Source organism: Oceanobacter sp. 1_MG-2023, assembly GCF_030689025.1.
In the GTDB taxonomy this organism is placed as follows: Bacteria; Pseudomonadota; Gammaproteobacteria; order Pseudomonadales; family Oceanobacteraceae; genus Oceanobacter.
Window position 1 is genome coordinate 41,943 of record NZ_JAUYWA010000018.1, and the last position, 23,983, is coordinate 65,925.

Here is a 23,983-nt window from a genome sequence, read left to right on the forward strand (position 1 = left end):
CTTAACTCGAACACAATTGTGAGTCAGGTAAAGGCAGGCCCAGACCAGACACGACCGACGCTTACGGTAATGTCTGGCCATCCGGGCAAGAAATCAATGAATCAGATCAGCAATATGCCTGAACCAGGCCAGATATTGCGGATACCCCCCCGCACAGACAAAATTAACCTGCAGCGGATCGGCCGGATCACTCAAGCCCGCCACTGCTTGCCAGTACGACTCATGATCAGCCGGGTGCTGCTGCAGGGCGTCAACATCCACACTCGGGCGAATCACCTCACCGCCACTGCTATCGACCAGCAAGACTACGTTATCGGATTCGAACTGACGGCCGAGATCCTGTACCAGGGTCAGGAAGCCCCGGTCACTGCCACCCCGTTGCCATTCATCCCCCACCCGATGGGAGGTGATGGTGTCACCCACGCCGATAATGCGGGGCATCTGGGCCGGATCAAACGCTTCCCTGGATAAAGCCAGCAGTGCGGCATGGGAGCCTGGTGCGCTACGGGCGCTGAAATCTTCTCCCAGTGGATACACCCCGGTTTTGGCAGCGTAATACTGATTCAGCAATACCAGCACCCCGGACTCCTTTACTGCACCGGTCAGCATGAACTGGAAATCCGTGGTTCCCCAGCTGTTACCATCGGCCGGTTTAATCCGCTCTTGCCCGGTTACCGGATCAGTTCCCAGGTTTGGGGCATAGTGGATAAAGAAAGAATCACCCATGCCTTGTGCTTGCGCCTCTAGCAGCAATTTGGCCATAAAAGACTGCAAATCGTGTTGCAGCCGCGTCACGCTACTGACCGAACCGAGTACGGCACATAACAGGTTGGCATTAATCGTCGGCGAAGCGCGGTTATCCAGCACGACGGCGTCTGCCAGCAAGTGGATGTTTTCCTTGGCGAGGTTGTAGGGAGTATTGCCCAGTAAATTGATCAGAAAATAGCGGGCTTTCACTGGTATTTGCAGCAAGAAGGCCATTTCTGCCGAGCTGACACCGGGGTGAGTGACTTTGCCAAAGCGATCCTGTAACTGGACGCCACCGGCACCCAGGCCTGGCAAATACAAACCTTGCTGCTTGGCTGTTGAGTCTCCTAACGCCCGATCAACAATCGGATTGACCCCTCGTTTGCCGATGTGTTCACCATTAGTGAGCACGTAGAAATGCCCGGCCTGTTGTCGTACAGCCTGGATATAATCAGGATCCATCGTGCGGCTCAGCGGGTCGTTAACCAACCCCATACACACACCGTCCAGATCCTGAATGATCAGATAATCGCGTTCTGCCGCCAGGGCATCAGCGAGCGGAGAAGTATCGGTGTGCCATTGATACGAAGAAAGATCCGGGGACATACAGGCTCCATCGTTGCTGGTTTTTCAGACAACGACCATACCATTCCTGATCTGCTTTGGCTCTGCTGCGACCAGAGCCAGACCAGTCTTGATCAGACGCGGGAGGCCGCGCCATCGTTCGCCATGGCCGCCGCCGGCGGCATGGACTCCAGATGCAAGGTGCGTGTCGGGAAGGCACAGTCAGCTCCTTCAGCATGGATGATACGGATCATCTCCAGCATCACCGCCTGCTTGACCTTGTGGTAGGTGCTCCAGTCGGTGGTTTTGGTAAAACAGTACACAAAGAAATCCAGACTGGAGGCACCAAAACTGTTGAAGTTCACCATGATCATTTGATCGGTATCGATATCCGGATGTGCTCGTAACATGGTATCGATCTTGTGCAACACATTATCCAGCAAGTGGGAGTCCTGATAACGCAAGCCGATGGTTTCATAGATACGGCGATTCAGCATCCGTGACGGGTTTTCCACCGCAATACTGGTAAATACCGAGTTAGGTACATACAAGGGGCGTTTGTCGAAGGTGCGAATACAGGTAACCCGGAAGCCGATGTGCTCCACCGTACCTTCAATATTGCGATCCGGGGAACGGATCCAGTCTCCTACTTTGAAGGGGCGATCCATATACACCACGATCGAACCAAAAAAGTTAGCCAGCAAGTCCTTGGCCGCCAGGCCAACCACCAGCCCGCCGACCCCACCAAACGCCAGCAAGCCAGAAATGGTAATCCCCAGCGACTGGAATACCGGCATCATGATCAATATCGTGACGGCGACCTTGGCCAGCTTGCCGACCAGCTGAATCGTGGTTGGATCAGCTCCCCGTACAATCTGCCGCTGCTCTACCTGGTTAATCAGCCGCCAGATTCCCCAGGCCACCAGGATAATCAACGACAGCTGCCGCACCACCGGCACGCTGGTCATGACATCCAGCTGAAAATTACGGGTAGTAATATCGGCCACCCAGGTGGCGCCAATGGCAATAATGATCCAGTTCACCGGCACCGCAATGGCATTCAGCAGCACATCATCCCACTGATTATTACTATGAGCTGCCAGCCGAGCCAGACGCTTGCGCACAATACGCCAGACAAAAGCAGCCACCACCATAATCGTCAGGGCAATTGAGACATCCCAGAACCAGTCATAATTCTGGCTGACCAGGTCATGCCACCAATCTGGCAGTGTAAAAACGAAATCGGACATAAATCGATCCTTGGCAACAGCAAACGCAACGGAAGTAATAAGCACAAGATCGAGAGAGTAGGGAAAAACCATGAAAGTAACAATTCACTGGTGGAATCCATGGCAGATATTCAGTCGCAGTGATGCCGATATGGTGGCCAATACATGGCTTTATTCCGGTTTGAGCGCAGAGTCGGTGCTACTATCGCCTCAACCGAACATGAATCCGCTTGATTTATGCAACTTGTATTGAGTCTTACACAACCTTGTTCCATAAAAATACATTACCGATCAGCCATATAGCTGATACCCTCCCCGGCCTCTTGTTCCTGATCCTGTTTTCATCTCAAGGTAGTCATTTCATGAAACACCCTCTTTCCGTTGCCATTTTATTAATGGCCAGCTCCTGCTATTCCGTTGCCAGCGAAGCCGCCATGCGCAGCCAGGGCGACTGGTACGGCTATTGGGGCTGGAACAACGCCACCTACTCCGACAGCGATATCCATTTTGAGGGAGACGACTACGACTTTACCCTGCATAACGTCTCCGCCAAGGATCATCAGACCCCGTTCAGCATTGCACAGGTTTTTCACAGCTACCTGAACCCCGGCCGCTTGACGATTCCCCAATACAACTGGCGTTTCGGCTACTTTGTGCAGGATAACTGGTCAGTCTCGCTGGGCTGGGATCATATGAAGTACGTTATGGTCCAGGACCAGACCGTCACCATGACCGGAGTGAACGATCGCGACGGTTTCGAGAAAACCAACCCTGCCGCCGAAGAGGTTGTATTAAGCGGCGACTTCCTCACCTACGAACACACCGATGGCTTTAACCAGATCTCACTGGAAACCGAGGCCTATTTACCGGTATGGCAGTACGGTACGGACAAGGACATTGCCCTGTTTGCCGGTGCGGGTGCGGGCATTATGTACCCGAAAAGTAACGTCAAACTGATGAGTGGCGCGCGTAACGATGAGTGGCATATTGCCGGTTACAGCACGCTGGTGAAAATAGGCGTGGAAGCCAACGTCTGGCGAGGATTGTTTGTGCGCTTTATTGGCAAGTACGGTTACGTCAATATGACCGATGTACTGACCACCCATAGCAGCAGCGACAGGGCCCGTCAAAAAGTGTTCTACGATGAATATATTGGCGCCGTCGGGTATCGGTTCTGAGTCCTCTATTGTATGGGGGGCATCTATTTAATCCGGTGCTCACTCTGGGCTACCGGATGGTTTCGAATCACGAAGCCGACTTGCAGGCCTGACGAGTCAAGTCAAACGTCGGCGACACCGAGTCGAGATCATCCGGCAGCCCCCGAAGGGCGCGGGTTGCCGCCGTCCAGTGCGGTGTTGACGAATTTGAAAAGGACTCGTCATTTCGCTGCATTCGTCGCCTTGCCCTGAACAACGGCAACACTCGCGCAGAGCCGTGCAGGATTAAATGGATGTCCCCTATGGATGATCGAGGGTGTTCGCGTTAAAGGTGTCACACAGGGCTGAGGGAAAGATCATAACCAGGAGAAAAAAGCGTCGTTTCCTGGTTATCAGAGATCTGCTTGCTTCTTGCTTATAGTGGCAATTAACCACTTATCCCGATGCCCGAAATTATTGAATTACTATCGTATTCAGTAATTGCCAAGCGAAACCTCCGAGCGGCAGCAACAATGCAATGACGGCAAAACCGACACGCAGTATCTGCCGGTATGGTGATGCCGCCTTGCTTTTGGCCTCACCCCTCTCATCCATATCGTATTGCCACCTTCGAGCCCCAGAAGAAACGCCTTCAGACCGACACGTCGATAAGACAAACAGAACACCATAATGGTCAGCCAACCTAGAGAGCATTCTCAATTAACTTTCTCGGCGTTTTTGCGTAACGTCTATCTATTTGCCCAAGATGAATAGAAACTTACTTCGAGATAGCCAATAGGAACGCATCGAGCATCGGCTTCCTGGAAAAAACACGGATTGCGGTGTCACCGCAAAGAATAATCGCCAATTTGTCGAAGCCGTACTCTGGATTGCCCGAACCGGGTCTCCCTGGCGGGATTTGCCACCGGAGTTTGGTCACTGGCACCGGGTGTATGTTCGTTACAGTCGCTGGTCACACAAAGGGGGTTGGAAAGCGGTCTTTGAAGCGCTGAGTGATCAGCCGGATCTGGAGTATTTGATGGTGGACGGCAGTATTGTCCGGGTCCATCAACACGGTGCCTCAAAAAAACGATCGTGATCAGGAAGCCCAGGGGAAATCACGCAGCGGCTTAAGCATCAAAATTTACCTGGCCGAGGACGACTTTTGTTGAATGGAATGAGAGTGGCATGTGGATTTTGCTGAGAGCAGGCCGAAAGTCTGTCCAGTCGACGAGTTCATTGATTTTGGCCAGGGTAGTTGTGTTGATCGAATTTGTCGTTCATATCGTCAAAATCAAAGAAGCCGGGCTGCATGTTGTGTATCCACGGTTGTTCTGAGCGATATGCCCGAGTGTATCATCAAGTGCTGATTAAATAGATGAGCCATGTAACACCACGCTCGATCTTTTCTGAGGAGTAGATGCTCAATATCCATCAAGTCCTTATATTTAGAATTTTTTCATATTCGGCAACTTTTTTCTTGATTACAGGGCCATTTGGACGTAATTCAAGGGCACGCTTCATAATAAAATATGCCATATTCAGGTTTGTTTTTTCAATCTTTAATGCATCATCACGTAACAGATCTACGTAATTCTTCTGTCTTGGCTGTTTTGGTACATCGCCACTGATATTCAAAAAATCTTTTTTATATCGTTCAACAATCAATCTTCTTCTTTTTGTCAGATGTTTATTTTGTACACCTAGCATCCATTCGTAATATCCATAATAATACCGTCTTTTACGAATTTTCTTGTAGAAATCCAACTCGTCGAATGATTCATGTATTATAGATTCAACCAGAGTATCAAGCAGCCTGAATACCAAGAGATGTTTTGGTATTCCATGCCCTACACCAGGAAAATGAATATGCTTAAGCGTCTTATAGCGCTTTGCATGTCGATTATCCAAATCAAATAAAGGATCATAAACGATCATACCTTTACAATTCAAATTGGCGCCATCATTATAACGCTGTTCCCAATTCAAACCGTTAGCAGCACTTGCAAACCTTGTTTCCCAAGGAACAAGAGATGAAGTATTCAATGAGCTAATAGGATTCATCAGGAGTACATTATCTAATTCCAGCAAGTTGGCAAAAGCACTCACTGCATAGCCTCCCATAGAACCACCATAGCCAATTTTCCGTCGAAATTTCTTCAACTGCAAAGCAAAACTCTCAAGAAAATCAATAAACAAATCATTTCTGTACCAGGTAGTCTCTCCCATGCAAGAAAAAGATATTACATTTAAATTTTTCTTGCAGAGATACTCATATCCCCATGGAGAATACGAGGTTTCATGTATATGATTTGGATTAGTAACCTCTCCCGCATTCGAAAAGCTTATTACCAATGGGGCTTCAGTGTTCAAAATTGAATATTTTAAATAAACACCCCCAACAACCCCGCAACCTTTACAAGGTTTAGAACTGGAATGGTCCAATTCTAAAATGTTGTCACCATATAATAATTCGAACAAAGGCAATACCCCAGAAATAACTTACTTCAACAATGACTTATAATATTCAATCTTTTCTCTTATAAACCCACCATGCGGCCTGAATCTATTGGCGATAAGCATCAAAGAATTTGCTTTCTTCAGGTCAACCTTCTCCAAAAGCAAAGCCGAGTCTCGCACAATATCAATCTCTTTTTCTGTAAGATAATCTGCTTTATAGGATAAAGTTGAGATAATACCCAATATAGAATTGAATTCTTCTTCTGTGAACTTATAATTGCTTTCATCAGGGTAGTCTTCAAAACTACCATCAAAACTTTGTTCAAGACCAAACCAATCAAATAAAGTATGATTTTTATTCTCAAAAACGGAATAAAATTCTTGTGCTTCCTTCTTTGATGGCATCACTTTACAGCTATCACGGTTAATTTTTGACCTGACTTTGTCAACGATCACGGATGGATAATCCAAATTTATGAGAAGATGTGAACACAGGCTATATAATCTACTAACCCCCTCGTTCACCCGGATGGATTCCAAAGAATAAGGGAGGTTTATTATTCTTGGGAAATCTGAACAAATATCACCATCAATCAAGTTATTTTTTTCGAACAATCGAAGTGAAACCGATTCTTTTCCAAAAATATTGCACCATATTTTTATTTTGCTTTCAAAATCCAAATATTTTTTCAAATCGTCCGTTAATTCAGGTAATGCTGAAGCAGAATGTCCGCATAAACAGCTAGACAACATAAGTTTCGGAACACTACATTTTGCGGCCTGTTGCTTAAACGATAACGCAAGTTTATCCTGGCGTCTCAAATAAACAATAATAACCACCTTATCAAAGTAACATAAAATAGTTTCTTTTAATTTGGACATTTCCTCTTCATCATTCAAAAGAGAAAAATGTTCTCCAGAAACGATAACGTTATCTTGGGTCGATTTACCCAAGAAACCATCAAAATCTGAAGACACTTCATACTCCATTGACTCACTACCTTTTATCTTAATAAAAGATGATGAATTACCCAGTTTATCAAGTGACAAAAATTCCCAACCGACATCCAACAAATTTGATCTATTATTATATAGAGCTAATTGTAATGACGAAGACCCCGTCTTATGAAACCCTATATGCAAATACAATGTTCTCATATTTATTCTCAAAAAAATATCTAGTATTTATTTTATCACTAATTATTGCACCTAGGAACCCTTCAGAAAGAGTACCTCATCATGGTAAACCAAGTCAGAGTTCTCTTTCGTATTAAGATATATTTAATGACGGATTGGACAGATTTGCTCTGACGCCAGAGCTCGACAAGACCGTTTTGGTTCATGAGTGGCACTGGCCACAATCGATTGGCACTGCCTGTCGACAGCTTGCAAGAGTTTTCCTAGAGAACGTGCACCTGATTCCACGGCAAAAGAGCCATAAAAGTTGCCTGTTAGCCTCAACGACGACAGATATGGACTTTGATCTTATGCTGATAACAGGATGTTATGCGTCGCTACACTAGTCCAACCTACCATATCACTTTGGTCATCAGCTAGGTTGAAAAAGCCTGGGAGACTACGTTCACGCCACCAAAACAACAGGCCAACGGTTTATCACGACAGCCGCTGCCGCACCGCTTCAAACAAACAAATACCGGTCGCTACCGAGACATTTACCGAGCTGACTTCCCCCGCCATCGGGATATTGATCAAATGATCGCAGTGTTCGCGGGTCAGGCGGCGCATGCCAGCACCTTCAGCCCCCATCACCAGTGCCAGCGGACCTGTGAGGTCTTGCTGATACACCGCGGTGGTGGCTTCTCCTGCGGTACCCACCAGCCAGATACCGCGTTCTTGCAGTTCGGTCATGGTACGGGCCAGGTTGGTCACCTGTACATAAGGCACGACTTCCGCAGCACCACAGGCCACCTTGGCAACAGTGGCATTCAGCGGCGCTGATTTGTCTTTTGGGGCAATCACCAGGTGCACACCGGCAGCATCGGCGGTGCGCAAGCAGGCACCCAGATTGTGCGGGTCGGTAACGCCATCCAGAATCAGGATAAAGGCCGGGCCTTCGATGCGATCGAGTACATCTGGCAGATTACGCTCGCTCACTCCCTGTAGCGGCTTGCGGAACGCAATGACACCTTGATGGTTACCATCGGCTTTCTGGTTCAACAACCCTTTGTCGGCTTCACGAATATCCAGGCCAAGTCGCTGGGCTTCGTCCAATACCTTTTGCATGCGTTGATCAACGCGGCCTTTTTGTACCCAGACTTCTGTCACCTGATCCGGGCTGCGTTGTAGCAGAGTGGTGACGGCGTGCAGGCCGTATACAGCATCAAGCTTCATTCATTTGTCTCGTTGGAGGGCCACTCGCGAGCGAATGGCAAACAGCCCTCAGTGTATGCTAGTCAGGGTTTGGTGGTACTTTTGGCCTTTGAGCCAGCTTTGGGAGCGGCCTTGGGTCCAGGAGCGGCTTTACGCTTCGGCTTTTTGGCTTTTGGTTTGGCTTTGGTAGCCGCCGCCGCAACACCACTGGCGGATGCTTTTTTGGCGTTCAGTTTCTGGCGCTTGCTGGGCGATTTTTTGCGGCTTTTCTTTTTACCACCAGCCGCGTCTTTCTCGGCCACACTGCCCCCTTTATTGACAGCAGCGCCGGCCACCATGGCGGGAGCGGTTGCCGCCGCGGACTTGTTGGCCGCCGGTTTTTTACGGCGACGACGGCCAGAAGGCTTGAGCGTTTCATCCTTGCTGCCAGTCGTTGTTGCTCCAGAGGCGGTGCTTTTGGCCCGCCGACGAGGCAAACGTGGCGCTTCCGGCGCCGCTTGCCCGGCTTTACCTGGCGCGGTAGCCAGATCGAAGTCGACCTTGCGTTCGTCCAGATTAACACCCGACACCTGCACCCAGAGGCTGTCTCCCAGGCGGAAGGTGCGGCGAGTGCGTTCGCCAACCAGCCGGTGTTTGGTGGCATCAAACTGGTAGAAGTCATTCGCCAGCGAGGAGATATGCACCAGCCCTTCGACATAGACGTTTTTCAGTTCAACAAACAAACCAAAGCCGGTCACGGCCGTGATAACGCCTTCGAACACGTCACCAACCCGATCCTGAATGTACTCACATTTAAGGAAGTCGTTCACGTCCCGAGTGGCGTCATCGGCACGACGCTCGGTCATGGAGCAGTGTTCACCCAGCTGGATGACTTGCGCCGTATCGTAGGGATAGATTTCGGCCTTGGCCAGCGGCTTGGCACCTTCGGCACGGATGACGTTACGGCATTCCTGTTCGCTGCGAATCACGCTGCGAATAGCACGATGCACCAGCAAATCCGGATAGCGACGAATCGGCGAGGTAAAGTGAGTGTAGGCCTTGTACGCCAGACCAAAGTGGCCTTCGTTTTCCGGGTGATAAACCGCCTGACTGAGCGAGCGCAGTAACACGGTCTGAATCAGATGGGAGTCCGGGCGATCCTGAATACTGCTGAGTAATTCCTGATAGTTTTTCGGAGTCGGCTTGCCTTTACCGGTATTGATTGCCAGCCCCAGCTCACCAAGAAACGAGCGCAGGTTTTCCAGCTTGTCTTCATTCGGGCCTGGATGGACGCGGTAAACACAGGGCACCTGATATTTTTCCAGGAAGCTGGCTGCGCACACGTTGGCGGCCAGCATGCACTCTTCAATCAGCATATGGGCATCGTTCCGACTGATCGGCACGATTTCCTGAATCTTGCGCTCGGCATCAAACACAATGCGGGTTTCGACCGAGTCGAAGTCCATTGCACCCCGCTCTTCACGCTTGCTGCGCAACAGCTGGAACAGGCTGTACAGGTTTTCGATGTGAGGCACGACCGCCGGGTAATGATCACGCCAGATCTGGCCTTCTTCACTGCGCGGTTGCTGCAGCATCGACCAGACCTTGTTGTAGGTCAGGCGGGCATGGGAGTGGATCAGCCCTTCCATAAACTTGTAACCGGAGATGTTCCCGGCTTTGGAGATGGTCATTTCGCACACCAGCACCAAACGGTCCACTGCCGGATTCAGGGAACACAGCCCGTTGGACAGCTTTTCTGGCAGCATCGGCACCACAAACCCGGGAAAATACACCGAGTTGCCTCGGGTATGGCCTTCAATATCCAGTGCCGAACCCGGTTTGACGTAGTGGGATACGTCGGCGATAGCAACGTACAAACGCCAGCCACCGGTGTTCTTGTTACGTTCGCAGTACACCGCATCGTCGAAATCGCGGGCATCTTCACCGTCGATAGTGACAAACGGCAGGTGACGCAAATCAATCCGGTTGGCCTTGTCTTCCTCACGTACTTCGTCAGACAGCTTTTTGGCTTCGACAGTCACCGCCGCTGGCCATTCGTGGGGAATATCGTGGCTGCGAATAGCCACTTCGATTTCCATGCCCGGAGCCAGGTGCTCGCCCAGCACTTCAACTACCTTGCCAACCGGCAAGCCACCCTGTTTTGGCTGGGCAACGATTTCGACCATTACAAACTGGCCGTGCTCGGCACCGTTACGTCCATCAGCAAGAATCAGCACTTCAGTGCTGACACGCTTGTTGTCGGGCTGCACCACGCCAACACCGGCCTGGTCGAAATAACGGCCGACGACGTGCTGGGTGTTACGTTCGAGTACCTGCACGATCTTGCCTTCCGGACGCCCGCGGCGATCCAGGCCAAGAATCTGCACGGCGACCTTGTCACCATGAAAGACTTTGCGCATTTGCCGGTTCGACAGATAAATATCGTCGGCATCGCTGCGCAAGACGAAACCAAAACCGTCCTTGTGCCCCATGACGACACCGGTCACCAGGTCGGCTTTTTCCATGGGGAAAAACTGGTTGCGCCGGTTGCTCATCAGCTGGCCGTCCCGCGACATGGCGATCAGTCGGCGGCGCAGGGCTTCAACCCGCTCGGGATCTGATTCTGTCAGCGCTTCACACACATCTTCATGAGTCATTGGACGGCCGGATTGCTCCAGCAGCGTCAACAATGCTTCCCGGCTGGGTACCGGATTGTCGTATTTCTTTGCCTCCAACGCGGCGTTGGGGTCGTGAATGGGGGAGTTTTTTGGGGTGGGAGAATCCGTCAATGTACGGCTCCTGTTTTTATGAGGGATGTGTTTGGGCGCCACAGGCGGCTGGTCGAGACCGGTTTTATGTTATTCATGCCAGACAGTATACCCAAAGGCAGCTGATGCTGCTCAATCTGCTGTCATAGTCCGCGAATATTAATCAACATGGACTCCCGACCCACACCGGCAGCGGCCAATTGATCAAGGTAATCTTGCCAGAGCGTTGCCTGATTCATACACAAATGGTGCAAATAAGACCAGTCGTACAGCCCGGAATCATGACCATCGTCAAACACCAGTTTCAGGGCGTAGTTGCCAGCGGGTTCAACCCGCAGCAGGCCGACGTCTTTTTTACCCGATTGCAGCACGCCGTTGCCGCTACCGTGACCGCGTACTTCGGCTGAAGGTGATAACACCCGCAGGAATTCGAAACTGAGTTCATGGCTTTGTTCGCCGTAGCGTAATACCAGGCAACGGCTGCTTTTTTTAACGGTGATGCCATCTGGCTTCATGGGGTATCTCCCGAACTGAGGGATGGAACACGTGGCAAATGTTGCCAGATTAGCGTGTGTTGGTCGTTGCGGCTAACGGTTTGGGTTGTCGGATTACGGTAATCAGTATGGATAGACGCCGGTCTCTCGGCGACTCGATTAAACATTCATATCCAAATACCCAACCAAATATTGAACGCGGTTGCTCTTATAGCGAGAGCAACCAGCGTCAACCAGGCCTTTGGCTCAGAGAATAAACTGGCTCAGGTCCTGGTTTCTCACCACATCGCCCAACTGGGCCTCAACATAAGCGGCGTCGATGACAACGGCGTCGCTCAGGTCGGTGGCGTCAAAGGAAACGGTTTCCAGCAGGCGCTCCATAATGGTGTGCAAACGACGAGCCCCGATGTTCTCGGTGCTTTCGTTCACCTCGTAAGCGATCTCCGCCAGGCGCTTGATGGCGTCCGGGCGAAATTCAAGCTCCACGCCTTCGGTCTGCAACAAGGCACGGTATTGTTCCGTCAGCGAGGCGCTGGGTTCAGTCAGAATACGTTCGAAGTCGCCCGGCGTCAGCGCTTGTAATTCAACCCGGATTGGCAAACGTCCCTGTAGTTCCGGGATCAGATCTGACGGCTTGGCAACGTGGAAAGCACCGGAAGCCACAAACAGGATATGGTCAGTCTTGATCATGCCGTGTTTGGTGCTGACGGTACTGCCTTCAATCAGCGGCAACAGGTCGCGCTGTACTCCTTCACGGCTGACATCACCACCGGACCCGGATTCGCCTCGCTTGGCAACCTTGTCGATCTCGTCAATAAAGACGATGCCGTTTTGCTCTACCAGGTCGATCGCTCTGGCTTTCAGGTCTTCCATATTGAGCATTTTAGCCGCTTCTTCATCCTGAAGCTGCTTGAAAGCATCGCGGATTTTCAGCTTGCGTGTGGTTTTTTTGTCGCTCCCCATGTTGGAAAACATGTTCTGCAACTGGCTGGTCATTTCTTCCATGCCTGGCGGTGCCATAATCTCAACGCCTGCCGGTGCCTGAGCAACAGCGATATCAATTTCCTTGTCATCCAGCTGACCTTCACGCAGTTTCTTGCGGAAAATCTGACGGGTGGAGGAATCTTCGGTTTTGGGGCTGGTTGTGGTGTCCCACTCGCTTTGTGTATTGGAACGAGCCGGAGGCAGTAAAGCATCCAGAATACGTTCCTCTGCCGCTTCTTCAGCCCGGTGGCTGACTCGCACCATCTCTTGCTCGCGCAGCATTTTAATGCCGGTTTCGATCAGATCCCGAATAATGGATTCCACGTCTTTGCCGACATAACCCACTTCGGTGAATTTGGTTGCTTCGACCTTGATAAAAGGGGCGTTGGAAAGTTTGGCCAGACGTCGGGCAATTTCGGTTTTACCCACCCCGGTCGGACCAATCATCAGGATATTCTTGGGGGTCACTTCATCGCGCAGTGCTTTTGGCAGCTGCATGCGACGCCAGCGGTTACGCAGGGCAATCGCGACGGATCGTTTGGCATTCTGCTGGCCAATAATATGACGGTCCAGCTCGTGAACAATTTCTCTCGGGGTCATTTCGCTCATGCGTTATCTCCGGCAGACAGGCATTCAACCGTCATATTGTTGTTGGTAAAGACACAGATCTCTCCGGCGATAGTGAGGCTTTTTTCGGCGATGTCTCGTGCCTCCAGGTCTGTGTTGTGTAACAGGGCACGAGCCGCGGCCAGGGCAAATTGACCACCAGAACCCACACCAATCAGATCTTCTTCCGGCTGCACCACGTCGCCATTACCGGTAATGATCAGGGAAGCGGTGTGATCTGCCACTGCCAGAATCGCTTCCAGTTTGCGCAGCGCACGGTCCGAGCGCCATTCTTTGGCCAGCTCGACGGCGGCACGCGTCAGCTGGCCATGATGTTGCTGCAGCTGGGCTTCAAATTTTTCAAACAGGGTAAATGCATCCGCGGTACTGCCCGCAAACCCGGCCAATACCTTATTGTTATAGAGCCGACGGACCTTGCGTGCATTCCCTTTCATCACGGTATTACCCAGTGATACCTGGCCATCACCGGCAATCACCACCTGGTCACCACGTCGGACGGATACAATCGTTGTCATAGCGTACTTCCTGCTTACATTCGGGTCAGCGGTAAAAGATGGGGCCGTCAATCACGAAATCAAGTGTCTATGCCAAGCGGATTACATTTGCGCTTACCGCACTGTTATTTCTGGCTTGGACTGCCTTTACTTACCTTTGACGCTTTTTTAACAGTTGCCTGACTTTACCGACAGCCGGATACTCTACAATTGAATATACGCTGGAAAACAAGATGATTACTGCCAATACCGTTGTTGAATTGCACTACCGCATGACTGATAGCGAGAACCAACTGATTGAGTCGACTTTTGATGGCGAGCCAGTGCTGTACATGCACGGCAAAAAACAGATGCTGGGGGCATTTGAAGCGGCCCTTGATGGCCGCTCTGCAGGGGATGAATTACTGCTGACCCTGACCCCGGATCAGGCCTATGGCCAGCGCCACGACGACGCTCAACAACGGGTGCCGGTAAAACATCTGCAAGGTGCCAAACGCTGGCGCGCCGGAATGCTTGCAGAAGTTCAGACAGAACATGGCCCGCGCAAGGTGACGGTCGTCAAAGTTGGTAAATTTATGGCCGATGTTGATACCAACCATCCGCTGGCAGGCAAGACATTGACGTTTCAGGTGTCGATCCTCAGTACCCGTGATGCCACCGCCGAAGAACTGGCCCATGGCCACGCCCACGCCGGTGATCACTGCGGACACGGGTCCTGACAGGCGGATCTGCCGTACCAGATCAATCACATTGTCATGGTGCTGGCGTAGCATGGGACAACAGGCAAGACAGGTCATATTGACATTACAAAGCATGAACCATTCAGGGTGTTGGCTTATCTGATCAGAAAGCGACCCCATTCATATCACAAGGAGAACGTTATGGCGTTTAAACATTGGGCAATGGCGGCGGCTGTCGCGGTTATGGCAGGCTGCTCATCCAACCAGTCGATCGAAACCCAACCGGTCAGCTGTGCTTTTGCTGATGGTTCGGGCAAGGCAGCACCGGAATGGGTTTGTGGCGCACCGATTGATGGTGTCGACCTGACTGCGGTTGGTTATGCCGACAAAACTGCCGCTGGCCCCAACTTCATGAAACAAATGGCGGCCACTGCTGCTCGTGTTGAGCTGGCTCAGACCATGCGTATCGAAGTCCAGAACATGATCAAGCAATATGCTGAGACCACGGGTACCGGGGATGGCGAAACCGTCGACAAGGTGAATTCCTCTGTCACTCGCCAGATCACCAAGGAAACCCTGGTTGGTTCCAAAATCCTGCGCCAGATGCCGACCCCAAGCGGCGGTATGGTGGTACTGGTTGGTCTGAATGCCGACACCATGGCCCAGGTAACGGAACAGGCCCTGAAAACCTCCATGGCCAATGATCAGGCGCTGTGGCAGAAATTCCAGTCCGAAAAATCCTTTGATGAACTGGCTGAAGAAATCGCCAAACTGAAATAAACCGATTGCCCAACACAGTAGCAGCCAGGTTCACCTCGCTCTGCTGTGTTGGTTCCATCCCCGACAACGGCTCAGGTAACTTAACTGAGAGGGCAAGTGCCATGAACGTCAGATTCCAGCAAGGTTTACGCGGCTTTGTTGCTGTCGTCACCTTGATGACCAGTGCCTGGTCACTGGCCGCCACCCCGACACAAACCAATGAATACCAACAGTGGTTACAGCAGACCCAGGACAATTATCAGTCCTATCTGGATAAAAATGACCGCGCTTTTCTAACCTTTCTCAACCAGCGCTGGAAAGACGTCGAGGTTGAACCGGCACAACAACGAGATCCGGAACCCAAGCCGGATACTCTGCCGGTTGCCCGCCCGGCCCCGGTCGATACACCAGAACCAGCCCGGCCCACCAGTGAACCGCTCCCGCCACCCGTCGTGGTGGCGCCACCACCCCCTTCGACACCCAGGCCCGCGGTTATCCCACCGGAATCATTGCCAGCCAATCCCAATACCGTACAACTGACGTTTTATGGACGCAGTCTCAGTGTCGAGATTCCCGATGGTTTCAAACAGACATTCAGCGGTCGACCTGATAACAAACGTATTGCCACTTACTGGCAGCAACTCGCCAGCAGTCAACATCAATCGCTTGTCGATGCGCTAACAGCCGCGGCCAGTGACTGGCAATTAAACGACTGGGCTACCGCCGTGCTGTTCAGCCAATTTGCTCACGCCCTGCATGATGACCCCAACAGTCAGGTACTGAACTGCTGGTTTTTACTGGTCAAAGCCGGTTTTGATGCCAGAGTCGCCTACGACCAGCAAATTCACCTGCTGCTACCGGCCCAGGAAAAGCTCTACGGCGTCACCTATTTTGAGCTTGACCAGCAGCGTTATTACGCCATTCAACCCGGCGAGCAACCACTGGGACTGGGGACCGTCAAAACCTATCAGGGCACTCATGAACTGGGCTCACGCCCCATCGGTTTTAGCGATCCATACCGCTTTGTACCTGGTGGCGGCGAAGAAACACGAACGCTCAGCTTTCGCTGGCAAGGCCAGACTGAATCCCTTCAGGTCAGTTACCCTGCCGACTACAGCGCTTATCTGGCCACCTACCCGCAACTGGCACTGCCAGGCTACTTTCAGGCTGGATTACCAGCCGTTACGGCCCAGCAATTACTGGATCAGTTACGGCCTCGACTGGCCCGACTGAACGACCGTCAGAGCAAAATCAACTACCTGCTACGGTTGGTGCAAACCGGTTTCCGTTATGAAACCGACGCCGAGCAGTTTCAGAGCGAGAACTACCTGTTCCCGCTGGAAACCCTGCACTACCCTTACTCCGACTGCGAAGACCGCGCTGCTCTGTTTGGTTGGCTGGCGCAACAGCTGCTGGATGCTGATGTGCTGATTGTCGAGTTACCGGGCCACGTTGCCACCGCCATCGCCATGAACGCCACCGACAGCGCCATCACCGGCAGCGGCTGGCGGTTTGAAGGCAAACGCTACCTGGTAGCCGATCCGACCTACATCAATGCCGATCTCGGCATGATGATGCCCCGTTATCAAGACCAGACACCGACGTTAAGAAAATTCTGATCCCGCTGGGCGTCAAGCGTCATTGCCTCCGAACCGGTACTCACCAAGCAAACTGGACAGTCGAGAGGAGGCAGTCGCGCAACCCGATGAGCGAGGCAATATGATGAATTCATTGTACTGTCGGTATCAGCACTCATCCTGCTATTCCGGGAGCGTATATTGCATAAAAACAGTAATAATCACTCGAACCCCTGATAGCTGGGGTTTCCACATATGTCAGGGCGGCCAGATACCAGCACTTGTCACATCGAATCTGTATGATTGATGCAATCCTGGCTCACAGTCGCGCACAAGGAGTTGTTATGACCACAAGCAATTATCCCGCTACGTTTATCTCGCAAATTGATGATCTGGTCGCTCTGGCACCGGTGATTCCGGTTCTAAAGATTGAACACCTGGAAGATGCCGTACCCCTGGCTCAAGCACTGGTGGATGGCGGTTTGCCGGTTCTGGAAATCACCCTGCGCAGTGACGCCGCACTGGATGCTATCCGCGCCATTGCTGAACACGTTCCCGAAGCTCGGGTGGGAGCGGGTACCGTCACCAATACGGCCAACCTGCAGGCAGCCATTGACGCCGGTAGTGAATTTGTTTTTACCCCTGGCGCCACACCGGCACTGCTGGCTGGTGCGATTGCTGCCAATATTCCCATGGTACCGGGTATCCAGACGGTCTCGGAGATGATGACGGCGATGGATTTTGGCTACCGCCGCTTCAAGTTCTTTCCCGCCGCTGCCGCCGGTGGCACAGCCATTCTGAAGTCCATTGCCGGACCGTTTCCAGAAGTGCGTTTTTGCCCGACAGGAGGCATTCGTCCCGGTAATGCCAACGATTACCTGAGCCTTGGTAACGTTATGTGTGTCGGCGGTACCTGGCTGACACCGGATGAGCTGATTGCAGCCAAAGACTGGGATGCCATTCGCGAACTGGCCAGAAGCGCCAGCAACCTGCGCGGCTAAGACCCGTGCCCAACCAATACCTGTGACAGACAACAGAATGGCGACCTGTACCCTGCGTCGTTTTGTTGTCACAACGATCAATAACAATTCATTTAATCCGTTTACCGTAAGACAGACAAGGAATACCAATGTCCGCCGTTACCCAACTACCCGCCTGGCAAGCCCTCCAAAAGCGCGTCGAACCAGCACTTGAAACCCCGATCCAATCACTGTTTGATGACCCGGAACGTTTTGACAAGTATTCACTTAAGGTCCAGAACATCTTGCTGGATATCTCCAAGAACCCCATCGACGACGAAACCTTCCAGCACCTGCTGGCATTGGCGCGTCAATGTGATCTGGAAAAATGTCGCGACGATATGTTCAACGGCGAACATATCAATGTCACCGAAGACCGGGCGGTGCTGCATACCGCCTTGCGTAATCGTGGGCATTCGCCGGTGTATGTCGATGGTGAAGATGTCATGCCTGTCATTGAGCATGAACTCAAGCGTATCCGGGTGTTTGTTAATGCCGTTCGCAAGGGCCGCTGGCGCGGCCATTCCGGCAAACGCATTACCGATGTGGTCAACATTGGTATTGGTGGTTCTGACCTTGGCCCACGCATGGTAACCCAGGCGCTCAAGCCCTATGCCGACGACCAGATCAAGATCCACTTTGTGTCCAATGTCGATGGCATGGAAATCGCCAATGTGCTGAAAGGACTCAACCCGGAGCGGGTATTGTTTGTGGTGGCGTCCAAAACCTTCACCACCGCCGAAACCATGACCAATGCCCAGACCGCCCGTAACTGGCTGATGGCATCCTCGTTCGACAGCCGCGCCGTGGCGCAGCACTTTGTTGCCGTCTCCAGCAACGCCGAAGCCGTCAAAGCCTTTGGCATCAAACTGGAAAACACCTTCCAGATGTGGGATTGGGTTGGTGGCCGCTTTTCATTATGGTCTGCCATTGGCTTGCCCATCGCCCTGTATCTCGGCTTCAGACAGTTTGAAGAATTGTTGCAGGGTGCACATGATATGGACCTGCACTTCCGCAATGAACCATTAGAGCGCAACGCCCCCATGTGGCTGGCCCTGACGGCCTTATGGAACAGCACCTTCATGGGCCGCCACAGCCAGGCGATTTTGCCGTACGACTGGCCATTGCAGAAATTCTCGGCCTACCTGCAGCAAGCGGAAATGGAAAGCAACGGCAAATCCGTAGACCGTAACGGCGATATTGTTCCTTATACCACCGGGTCGATTATTTGGGGTCAGCTCGGGATTGATGGCCAGCATGCTTTTTACCAATACCTGCACCAGGGCAGTACCGTCGTACCGGCTGACTTTATCGGTTCGATCGAAAGCAGCACTCCCGTGGAAGGCCACCATGAAAAACTGATGGCCAATTTCTTTGCCCAGACCGAAGCCCTGATGTGTGGTATCAATGCCGACGACATTCGTCGGGACCTGACCGCCAAGGGCATGTCGAGCGCCGATATCGAGCGCCTGATTCCCCATAAGATCCACCAGGGCAACCGCCCGACCAACAGCCTGCTGCTGGATCAGCTCAACCCACGCACACTGGGTGCCTTGATTGCCCTCTACGAGCACAAGATTTTTATCCTCGGCACCATCTGGGACATTTGTTCTTTTGACCAATGGGGCGTTGAGCTGGGCAAAACCCTGGCAAAAAATATCCTGCCCGAACTGCAAAGTGGCGACGTGCGTAACGACCACGATGACTCCACCCGCAACCTGATGCAGTACTTTGTCGAGCAACGCAAAAACAGTGGCAACCTTGAGTAACCTTTCCGTCTAACCCACCGTCTGCTGACGGTACACATCGCCGTCTAGCGGCGTTGACACAGCGGGCAATACACGGTTGCCCGCTGACCCTGACGAATCTCCTTCAAGGTCGTCTCACACACCCGACACGGCTTGCCACCTCGTCCATAGACCTGCAACTGCTGGGCAAAATAACCGGGATTGCCATCACTGTTGACGAAATCCCGCAGCGTTGTACCCCCCTGCTCAATGGCTTGCCCCAGCACCTGGCGAATACAGTCCAACAGGCGTTCGAACCTGGGCTTGCTGATGTTGCCTGCTGCAGTTGTTGGCCGGATACCCGCCATAAACAGGCTCTCATTGGCGTAAATATTCCCCACCCCTACCATGGTATGGTTATCCATAATAAACAGCTTGATTGCCTGCTTCTTGCCCCGGCTGCGCTGATACAGCGACGCAGCGGATAACCCCGACTCCGCCTCGGGCAATAACGGCTCTGGCCCCAGGGAAGCTATCTGGCTTAACACGGTATCAGGTGCCTGCCATAGCAATGCACCAAAGCGTCTGGGGTCGTGATAACGCAAGATCCAGCCGTTACCTAACACCCAGTCAATATGATCATGAATCCGCGGATCTTCTTCGGCCTTCACCAGTCGCAACGACCCCGACATACCCAGATGCCAGACCGCTGTCCCGGCGTCAAACTGCAACAGCAAGTACTTGCCCCGGCGACTCAAGCCCGTCACCTGCTGGCCCGTCAATGCTGATATCTCATCGGCCACCGGCCAGCGCAAGCGCGACTGGCGCACCACGACATTCTCAATGGTCTGATTGAGCAGGTAAGGGGTAATACCCCGCAAAGTGGTTTCTACTTCAGGAAGCTCTGGCATAGTGTTTTAACATAATGTTTTGACATGGTTGTTGGACGGTTGTTGGGCATGATGTTCTGGCACCGCGGCAAACAGACAGCCTGCAGAGGCCGCTCTGACAGTATCAAATATAAACCGCAAACAGAGCGCACAAAGCTCTCGACAGCAAACGCCAGACATAAAAAAACCCGGATAGCCTAAGCTATAACCGGGTTTTTCAAGCCTGTACAGGAAGAATCAATTACTTGATCTTGGCTTCCTTGTACATCACATGCTTGCGAACAACGGGATCAAATTTCTTGATTTCCATTTTCTCAGGCATGGTGCGCTTGTTCTTGTCTGTAGTGTAGAAGTGACCGGTACCGGCACTGGACACCAGACGGATTTTATCGCGTGGCATAATCAGTCTCCTTAGAATTTCTCGCCGCGAGCACGCAGCTCGGCCAGCACCGGATCGATGCCTTTCTTGTCGATGATACGCATACCTTTAGTTGATACACGCAGACGAACAAAACGGCTTTCGCTTTCTACCCAAAAACGGTGATATTGCAAGTTGGGTAAAAAACGGCGCTTGGTTTTGGTATTTGAGTGGGAAACATTATTCCCGGAAACAGGACCTTTTCCTGTTACCTGACAAACCTTAGACATGGATCTAGCCCCGATTCTTAACTGTATCGATCAATCTGAATTTCGTTAGCAACCGTGGGCTTGGAGCGCTTTTACAAGCGACACCAGATAGGCCCTGGCTGAAAAGAGTTGCGCTTTATACCAAAACCACAAACACAGCGCAAGCCGAAGTTTATTTTTTGTACGGAACCTGGCGACCCGAAATCGTCGTTTTACCGCCCTGAAACACCTGCGCCTGTCGCTCTCAGGTCAGATCCAGCCTCGCTCGGCAAAGGACACTTCTTCGCCATCACCCACCACGATATGGTCCAGCACCCGGATATCCACCAGCCCCAGAGCCTGCTGCAACTTGTCGGTAATATGCCGGTCCGCCCGGCTTGGCTCCGCCACACCGGAGGGGTGATTATGAGTAAAGATCACGGCGGCAGCACCGTAGGCCAGCGCCTGCTTCACCACCTCACGCGGGTACACCGACGCACCATCAATGGTGCCCTGAAACAGCTCCTTGTACTGGATAACCCGGTTCTGGTTATCCAGAAACAGACACGCAAACACCTCATGATCGAGATCCCGGATCTGTGCTGACAAATAACGCCGGGTCAATTCCGGGCTGGTCAGAGCATCACCTTTTTGCAGCTGCTCCGCCAGATGACGGCGAGCCATTTCCAGCACGGCTTGTAACAGCGCAAACTTGGCCGACCCCAACCCCAGAGGCTGGCAAAAACGCTTTTCACTTGCCATCAAGAGCGGCCGCAAACCGCCAAACTCCGCCAGCAACTCCCGCGACAAATCCACGGCACTTTTGCCTTTGACCCCGGTGCGTAAAAATATCGCCAGCAACTCGGCATCCGACAGCGACGCCGCTCCCTGAGCCAACAGTTTTTCCCGTGGACGTTCCTGCTCTGGCCAATCCCTGATTGCCATTATCTGCCTCCTTGCAGTGCTGTTATGCTTCGCTCATTCAACCACCTGACGGGCACAGCATCTGTCATCGTGCCGTCACCTTCCGGGTGCCATTATGATACGAGGCTCCTTCGTTTCACCTGTGCGTTATACTGACGCCAATTTTACCCCAGTACTGACGAGCTCTCCATGCTGCAATTAGCCAACAAACGTATTTTGCTCGGTATCAGCGGCGGCATTGCTGCCTACAAATCCGCCGAACTGGTACGCACTCTGACCAAGGCCGGTGCCACTGTTCGAGTCATTATGACCGCTGGTGCGATGGAATTTATCACCCCGCTGACGCTGCAGGCCCTCTCCGGTAATCCGGTGCACCACGCCTTGCTGGATGAGACTGCCGAAGCCGGTATGGGTCACATCGAACTGGCACGCTGGGCTGATACCATCCTGATTGCACCGGCCAGTGCCGACCTGATTGCCCGCCTTGCCGCCGGTATGGGGGATGACTTGCTGACCACCGTCTGTCTGGCCAGCTCAGCACCGCTCTGCCTGGCACCGGCGATGAATCAGCAAATGTGGGCCGCCGCCACGACCAAGAACAATCTCTCGACATTGGCACGGCTGCGCGGCGATGCATTGGCTCTGTTTGGACCCGGCAGCGGGGCCCAAGCCTGTGGCGATATCGGCCTCGGCCGAATGCTCGAACCCGAAGCGATTGCCCAACAACTGGCCGACCGTTTTGTTAGTGGTACCCTGGCAGGCAAGCAGGTGGTCATCACGGCCGGGCCAACCCGCGAAGCGCTCGACCCTGTGCGTTACATCAGCAACCACAGCTCTGGTAAAATGGGTTATGCACTGGCCCAGGCGGCACTGGAAGCCGGAGCGCAAGTTACACTGATCTCCGGCCCGGTCAGCCTGCCCGTACCCGAGCGGATCACCCTGGTGCCGGTCACATCGGCCACTGACATGCTGACGGCGTCATTAGCGACGCTGGGTCAATGTGACGTTTTTATTGCCAGCGCCGCCGTGGCCGACTACCGGCCGGCGGCGGTAGCGGAACAGAAGATCAAGAAAGCCGGTGACGAGATCCAGCTAACGCTGGTCAAGAACCCCGATATTATCGCCACCGTGGCCCATCATCCACAACGGCCGTTTAGCGTTGGCTTTGCCGCCGAAACCCACGACGTCGACAGTTACGCCCGCGACAAACTCGAGCGCAAAAATCTCGATATGATCATTGCCAACGATGTCTCGCGTCAGGATATTGGCTTCGGTGCCGAAAATAATGCTGTCACGCTGTACAGCCGCCACGGTACGACCGAATTTGACGTCATGAACAAAACCCTGCTGGCGCGGCAACTGATCGCAGCGATCGCCCAGCAGCTCAAGGCGCAATAACAGCCCGCCGATGCCACTCATAAACCAACAGGAAGCCGCTACAGTGCATACCTTGCAATTCAAAATTCTCGACCCGCGCCTCGGCGATACCATTCCACTGCCAGAATACGCCACCAGCGGATCAGCAGGGCTGGACTTACGCGCCTGCATCGAAACCGACAGCCTGGTTATCGAACCCGGCCAGACCGTACTGATTCCCACCGGAATGGCGATTTATATCGATGATCCCGGTCTCGCTGCCGTGCTGCTGCCGCGCTCAGGCCTGGGCCACAAACATGGCATCGTACTGGGCAATCTGGTCGGTCTGATTGACTCCGATTACCAGGGCCCGCTCATGGTATCCTGCTGGAATCGTGGCACCGAACCGTTCACGCTGAATGTCGGCGAACGTCTGGCACAGCTGGTGCTGGTCCCCGTGGTACAAGCCCGGCTCCAGCAAGTAGAAGACTTTACGGCAACAGAACGCGGCAGCGGTGGTTTTGGCCACTCTGGCCGCCACTGAGCCATCCATAGCGAGCGCCAATCGGGTCAGGCTATACTGCCCGATTGCCAATAACCTGAACCATACTCATACTGCAGGGCCGATTGAG

The 23,983-nt window shown here is 52.6% G+C and carries 22 protein-coding genes; 9 read left to right on the forward strand and 13 right to left on the reverse strand.

Features of this window, described 5'->3' with window-relative positions; genetic code table 11:
* Positions 1-93: 93 nt before the first annotated feature.
* Positions 94-1,353 (reverse strand): glucosylglycerol 3-phosphatase, encoded by a 1,260-nt coding sequence (gene stpA / locus Q8W22_RS12075; protein WP_305452478.1) that lies wholly within the window; start codon positions 1,351-1,353, stop codon positions 94-96.
* Positions 1,354-1,445: 92 nt separating this feature from the next.
* Positions 1,446-2,561 (reverse strand): mechanosensitive ion channel family protein, encoded by a 1,116-nt coding sequence (locus Q8W22_RS12080; RefSeq protein WP_305452479.1) that lies wholly within the window; start codon positions 2,559-2,561, stop codon positions 1,446-1,448.
* A 341-nt stretch (positions 2,562-2,902) separates the two neighbouring features.
* On the opposite strand from Q8W22_RS12080, the gene Q8W22_RS12085 reads away from it, so the two are divergent.
* Together Q8W22_RS12085 and Q8W22_RS16695 are read left to right on the forward strand one after the other, a co-directional pair.
* A complete protein-coding gene (locus tag Q8W22_RS12085) occupies positions 2,903-3,718 on the forward strand; it encodes a hypothetical protein (RefSeq protein WP_305414381.1) in 816 nt (271 codons plus the stop codon).
* A 763-nt stretch (positions 3,719-4,481) separates the two neighbouring features.
* A complete protein-coding gene (locus Q8W22_RS16695) occupies positions 4,482-4,775 on the forward strand; it encodes a transposase (protein ID WP_370694177.1) in 294 nt (97 codons plus the stop codon).
* Positions 4,776-5,110: 335 nt separating this feature from the next.
* Here Q8W22_RS16695 and Q8W22_RS12090 read toward each other — a convergent pair whose 3' ends face one another.
* From Q8W22_RS12090 to hslV, 7 genes are all read right to left on the reverse strand, one after another.
* Positions 5,111-6,157 (reverse strand): hypothetical protein, encoded by a 1,047-nt coding sequence (locus Q8W22_RS12090; protein ID WP_305452481.1) that lies wholly within the window; start codon positions 6,155-6,157, stop codon positions 5,111-5,113.
* Positions 6,158-6,178: 21 nt separating this feature from the next.
* Positions 6,179-7,294 (reverse strand): hypothetical protein, encoded by a 1,116-nt coding sequence (locus Q8W22_RS12095; RefSeq protein ID WP_305452483.1) that lies wholly within the window; start codon positions 7,292-7,294, stop codon positions 6,179-6,181.
* A gap of 456 nt (positions 7,295-7,750) precedes the next feature.
* Positions 7,751-8,488 (reverse strand): 23S rRNA (guanosine(2251)-2'-O)-methyltransferase RlmB, encoded by a 738-nt coding sequence (rlmB, locus tag Q8W22_RS12100; protein ID WP_303432768.1) that lies wholly within the window; start codon positions 8,486-8,488, stop codon positions 7,751-7,753.
* A gap of 62 nt (positions 8,489-8,550) precedes the next feature.
* Positions 8,551-11,235, reverse strand: a complete 2,685-nt coding sequence (rnr, locus tag Q8W22_RS12105) for a ribonuclease R (RefSeq protein ID WP_305452484.1) — start codon at positions 11,233-11,235, stop codon at positions 8,551-8,553.
* A gap of 122 nt (positions 11,236-11,357) precedes the next feature.
* Entirely contained in the window at positions 11,358-11,729 is a 372-nt protein-coding gene (locus Q8W22_RS12110) for a DUF971 domain-containing protein (protein WP_305452485.1), read from the reverse strand.
* A gap of 225 nt (positions 11,730-11,954) precedes the next feature.
* Positions 11,955-13,301, reverse strand: a complete 1,347-nt coding sequence (hslU, locus tag Q8W22_RS12115; RefSeq protein WP_303432763.1) for an ATP-dependent protease ATPase subunit HslU — start codon at positions 13,299-13,301, stop codon at positions 11,955-11,957.
* Positions 13,298-13,834 (reverse strand): ATP-dependent protease subunit HslV, encoded by a 537-nt coding sequence (gene hslV / locus Q8W22_RS12120; protein ID WP_305414385.1) that lies wholly within the window; start codon positions 13,832-13,834, stop codon positions 13,298-13,300. The genes hslU and hslV overlap by 4 nt, the downstream gene beginning before the upstream one ends.
* Positions 13,835-14,046: 212 nt before the next feature.
* On the opposite strand from hslV, the gene Q8W22_RS12125 reads away from it, so the two are divergent.
* The 5 genes from Q8W22_RS12125 (at position 14,047) to pgi (ending at position 19,617) form a co-directional block, all read left to right on the forward strand.
* The gene (locus Q8W22_RS12125) at positions 14,047-14,532 is read left to right on the forward strand and encodes a peptidylprolyl isomerase (protein WP_305452486.1); all 486 of its coding nucleotides are present in this window, start codon (positions 14,047-14,049) and stop codon (positions 14,530-14,532) included.
* 162 nt (positions 14,533-14,694) lie between these two features.
* Complete coding sequence (locus Q8W22_RS12130; protein WP_303432758.1) at positions 14,695-15,273, forward strand: LPP20 family lipoprotein; 579 nt, start codon at positions 14,695-14,697, stop codon at positions 15,271-15,273.
* A gap of 101 nt (positions 15,274-15,374) precedes the next feature.
* On the forward strand, positions 15,375-16,871 hold the full coding sequence (locus Q8W22_RS12135; protein WP_305452487.1) for a hypothetical protein: 1,497 nt from the start codon (positions 15,375-15,377) through the stop codon (positions 16,869-16,871).
* A 302-nt stretch (positions 16,872-17,173) separates the two neighbouring features.
* Positions 17,174-17,830, forward strand: coding sequence for a bifunctional 4-hydroxy-2-oxoglutarate aldolase/2-dehydro-3-deoxy-phosphogluconate aldolase (locus Q8W22_RS12140; RefSeq protein ID WP_303432756.1), 657 nt, complete (start codon positions 17,174-17,176; stop codon positions 17,828-17,830).
* A 128-nt stretch (positions 17,831-17,958) separates the two neighbouring features.
* Positions 17,959-19,617: a glucose-6-phosphate isomerase gene (gene pgi / locus Q8W22_RS12145; protein WP_303432755.1), complete on the forward strand. Its 1,659-nt coding sequence runs from the start codon at positions 17,959-17,961 to the stop codon at positions 19,615-19,617.
* 44 nt (positions 19,618-19,661) lie between these two features.
* Here the strand turns inward: pgi and mutM are convergent, their stop codons facing one another.
* The 4 genes from mutM to radC form a co-directional block, all read right to left on the reverse strand.
* Positions 19,662-20,486, reverse strand: a complete 825-nt coding sequence (gene mutM / locus Q8W22_RS12150) for a bifunctional DNA-formamidopyrimidine glycosylase/DNA-(apurinic or apyrimidinic site) lyase (protein ID WP_303432754.1) — start codon at positions 20,484-20,486, stop codon at positions 19,662-19,664.
* 220 nt (positions 20,487-20,706) lie between these two features.
* The gene (rpmG, locus tag Q8W22_RS12155) at positions 20,707-20,865 is read right to left on the reverse strand and encodes a 50S ribosomal protein L33 (RefSeq protein WP_036533854.1); all 159 of its coding nucleotides are present in this window, start codon (positions 20,863-20,865) and stop codon (positions 20,707-20,709) included.
* A gap of 11 nt (positions 20,866-20,876) precedes the next feature.
* A complete protein-coding gene (rpmB, locus tag Q8W22_RS12160) occupies positions 20,877-21,113 on the reverse strand; it encodes a 50S ribosomal protein L28 (protein ID WP_303432752.1) in 237 nt (78 codons plus the stop codon).
* A gap of 228 nt (positions 21,114-21,341) precedes the next feature.
* Positions 21,342-22,016: a DNA repair protein RadC gene (radC, locus tag Q8W22_RS12165; RefSeq protein WP_303432751.1), complete on the reverse strand. Its 675-nt coding sequence runs from the start codon at positions 22,014-22,016 to the stop codon at positions 21,342-21,344.
* Between the two features lie 168 nt (positions 22,017-22,184).
* On the opposite strand from radC, the gene coaBC reads away from it, so the two are divergent.
* Together coaBC and dut are read left to right on the forward strand one after the other, a co-directional pair.
* Positions 22,185-23,393 (forward strand): bifunctional phosphopantothenoylcysteine decarboxylase/phosphopantothenate--cysteine ligase CoaBC, encoded by a 1,209-nt coding sequence (gene coaBC / locus Q8W22_RS12170; protein ID WP_303432750.1) that lies wholly within the window; start codon positions 22,185-22,187, stop codon positions 23,391-23,393.
* Between the two features lie 43 nt (positions 23,394-23,436).
* Positions 23,437-23,895, forward strand: coding sequence for a dUTP diphosphatase (gene dut, locus Q8W22_RS12175; protein WP_305414391.1), 459 nt, complete (start codon positions 23,437-23,439; stop codon positions 23,893-23,895).
* Positions 23,896-23,983 lie beyond the last annotated feature (88 nt).

Coding starts and splice junctions, on each gene's coding strand:
- Q8W22_RS12135 (WP_305452487.1), top strand. CDS start 15,375: ATGAACGTCAGATTCCAGCAAGGTTTACGCGGCTTTGTTGCTGTCGTC.
- hslU (WP_303432763.1), bottom strand. CDS start 13,301: ATGAGCGAAATGACCCCGAGAGAAATTGTTCACGAGCTGGACCGTCAT.
- rpmB (WP_303432752.1), bottom strand. CDS start 21,113: ATGTCTAAGGTTTGTCAGGTAACAGGAAAAGGTCCTGTTTCCGGGAAT.
- stpA (WP_305452478.1), bottom strand. CDS start 1,353: ATGTCCCCGGATCTTTCTTCGTATCAATGGCACACCGATACTTCTCCG.
- pgi (WP_303432755.1), top strand. CDS start 17,959: ATGTCCGCCGTTACCCAACTACCCGCCTGGCAAGCCCTCCAAAAGCGC.
- coaBC (WP_303432750.1), top strand. CDS start 22,185: ATGCTGCAATTAGCCAACAAACGTATTTTGCTCGGTATCAGCGGCGGC.
- rpmG (WP_036533854.1), bottom strand. CDS start 20,865: ATGCCACGCGATAAAATCCGTCTGGTGTCCAGTGCCGGTACCGGTCAC.
- Q8W22_RS12085 (WP_305414381.1), top strand. CDS start 2,903: ATGAAACACCCTCTTTCCGTTGCCATTTTATTAATGGCCAGCTCCTGC.
- Q8W22_RS12080 (WP_305452479.1), bottom strand. CDS start 2,561: ATGTCCGATTTCGTTTTTACACTGCCAGATTGGTGGCATGACCTGGTC.
- Q8W22_RS12140 (WP_303432756.1), top strand. CDS start 17,174: ATGACCACAAGCAATTATCCCGCTACGTTTATCTCGCAAATTGATGAT.
- Q8W22_RS12125 (WP_305452486.1), top strand. CDS start 14,047: ATGATTACTGCCAATACCGTTGTTGAATTGCACTACCGCATGACTGAT.
- rlmB (WP_303432768.1), bottom strand. CDS start 8,488: ATGAAGCTTGATGCTGTATACGGCCTGCACGCCGTCACCACTCTGCTA.
- radC (WP_303432751.1), bottom strand. CDS start 22,016: ATGGCAATCAGGGATTGGCCAGAGCAGGAACGTCCACGGGAAAAACTG.
- Q8W22_RS12095 (WP_305452483.1), bottom strand. CDS start 7,294: ATGAGAACATTGTATTTGCATATAGGGTTTCATAAGACGGGGTCTTCG.
- mutM (WP_303432754.1), bottom strand. CDS start 20,486: ATGCCAGAGCTTCCTGAAGTAGAAACCACTTTGCGGGGTATTACCCCT.
- Q8W22_RS12110 (WP_305452485.1), bottom strand. CDS start 11,729: ATGAAGCCAGATGGCATCACCGTTAAAAAAAGCAGCCGTTGCCTGGTA.
- Q8W22_RS12130 (WP_303432758.1), top strand. CDS start 14,695: ATGGCGTTTAAACATTGGGCAATGGCGGCGGCTGTCGCGGTTATGGCA.
- hslV (WP_305414385.1), bottom strand. CDS start 13,834: ATGACAACGATTGTATCCGTCCGACGTGGTGACCAGGTGGTGATTGCC.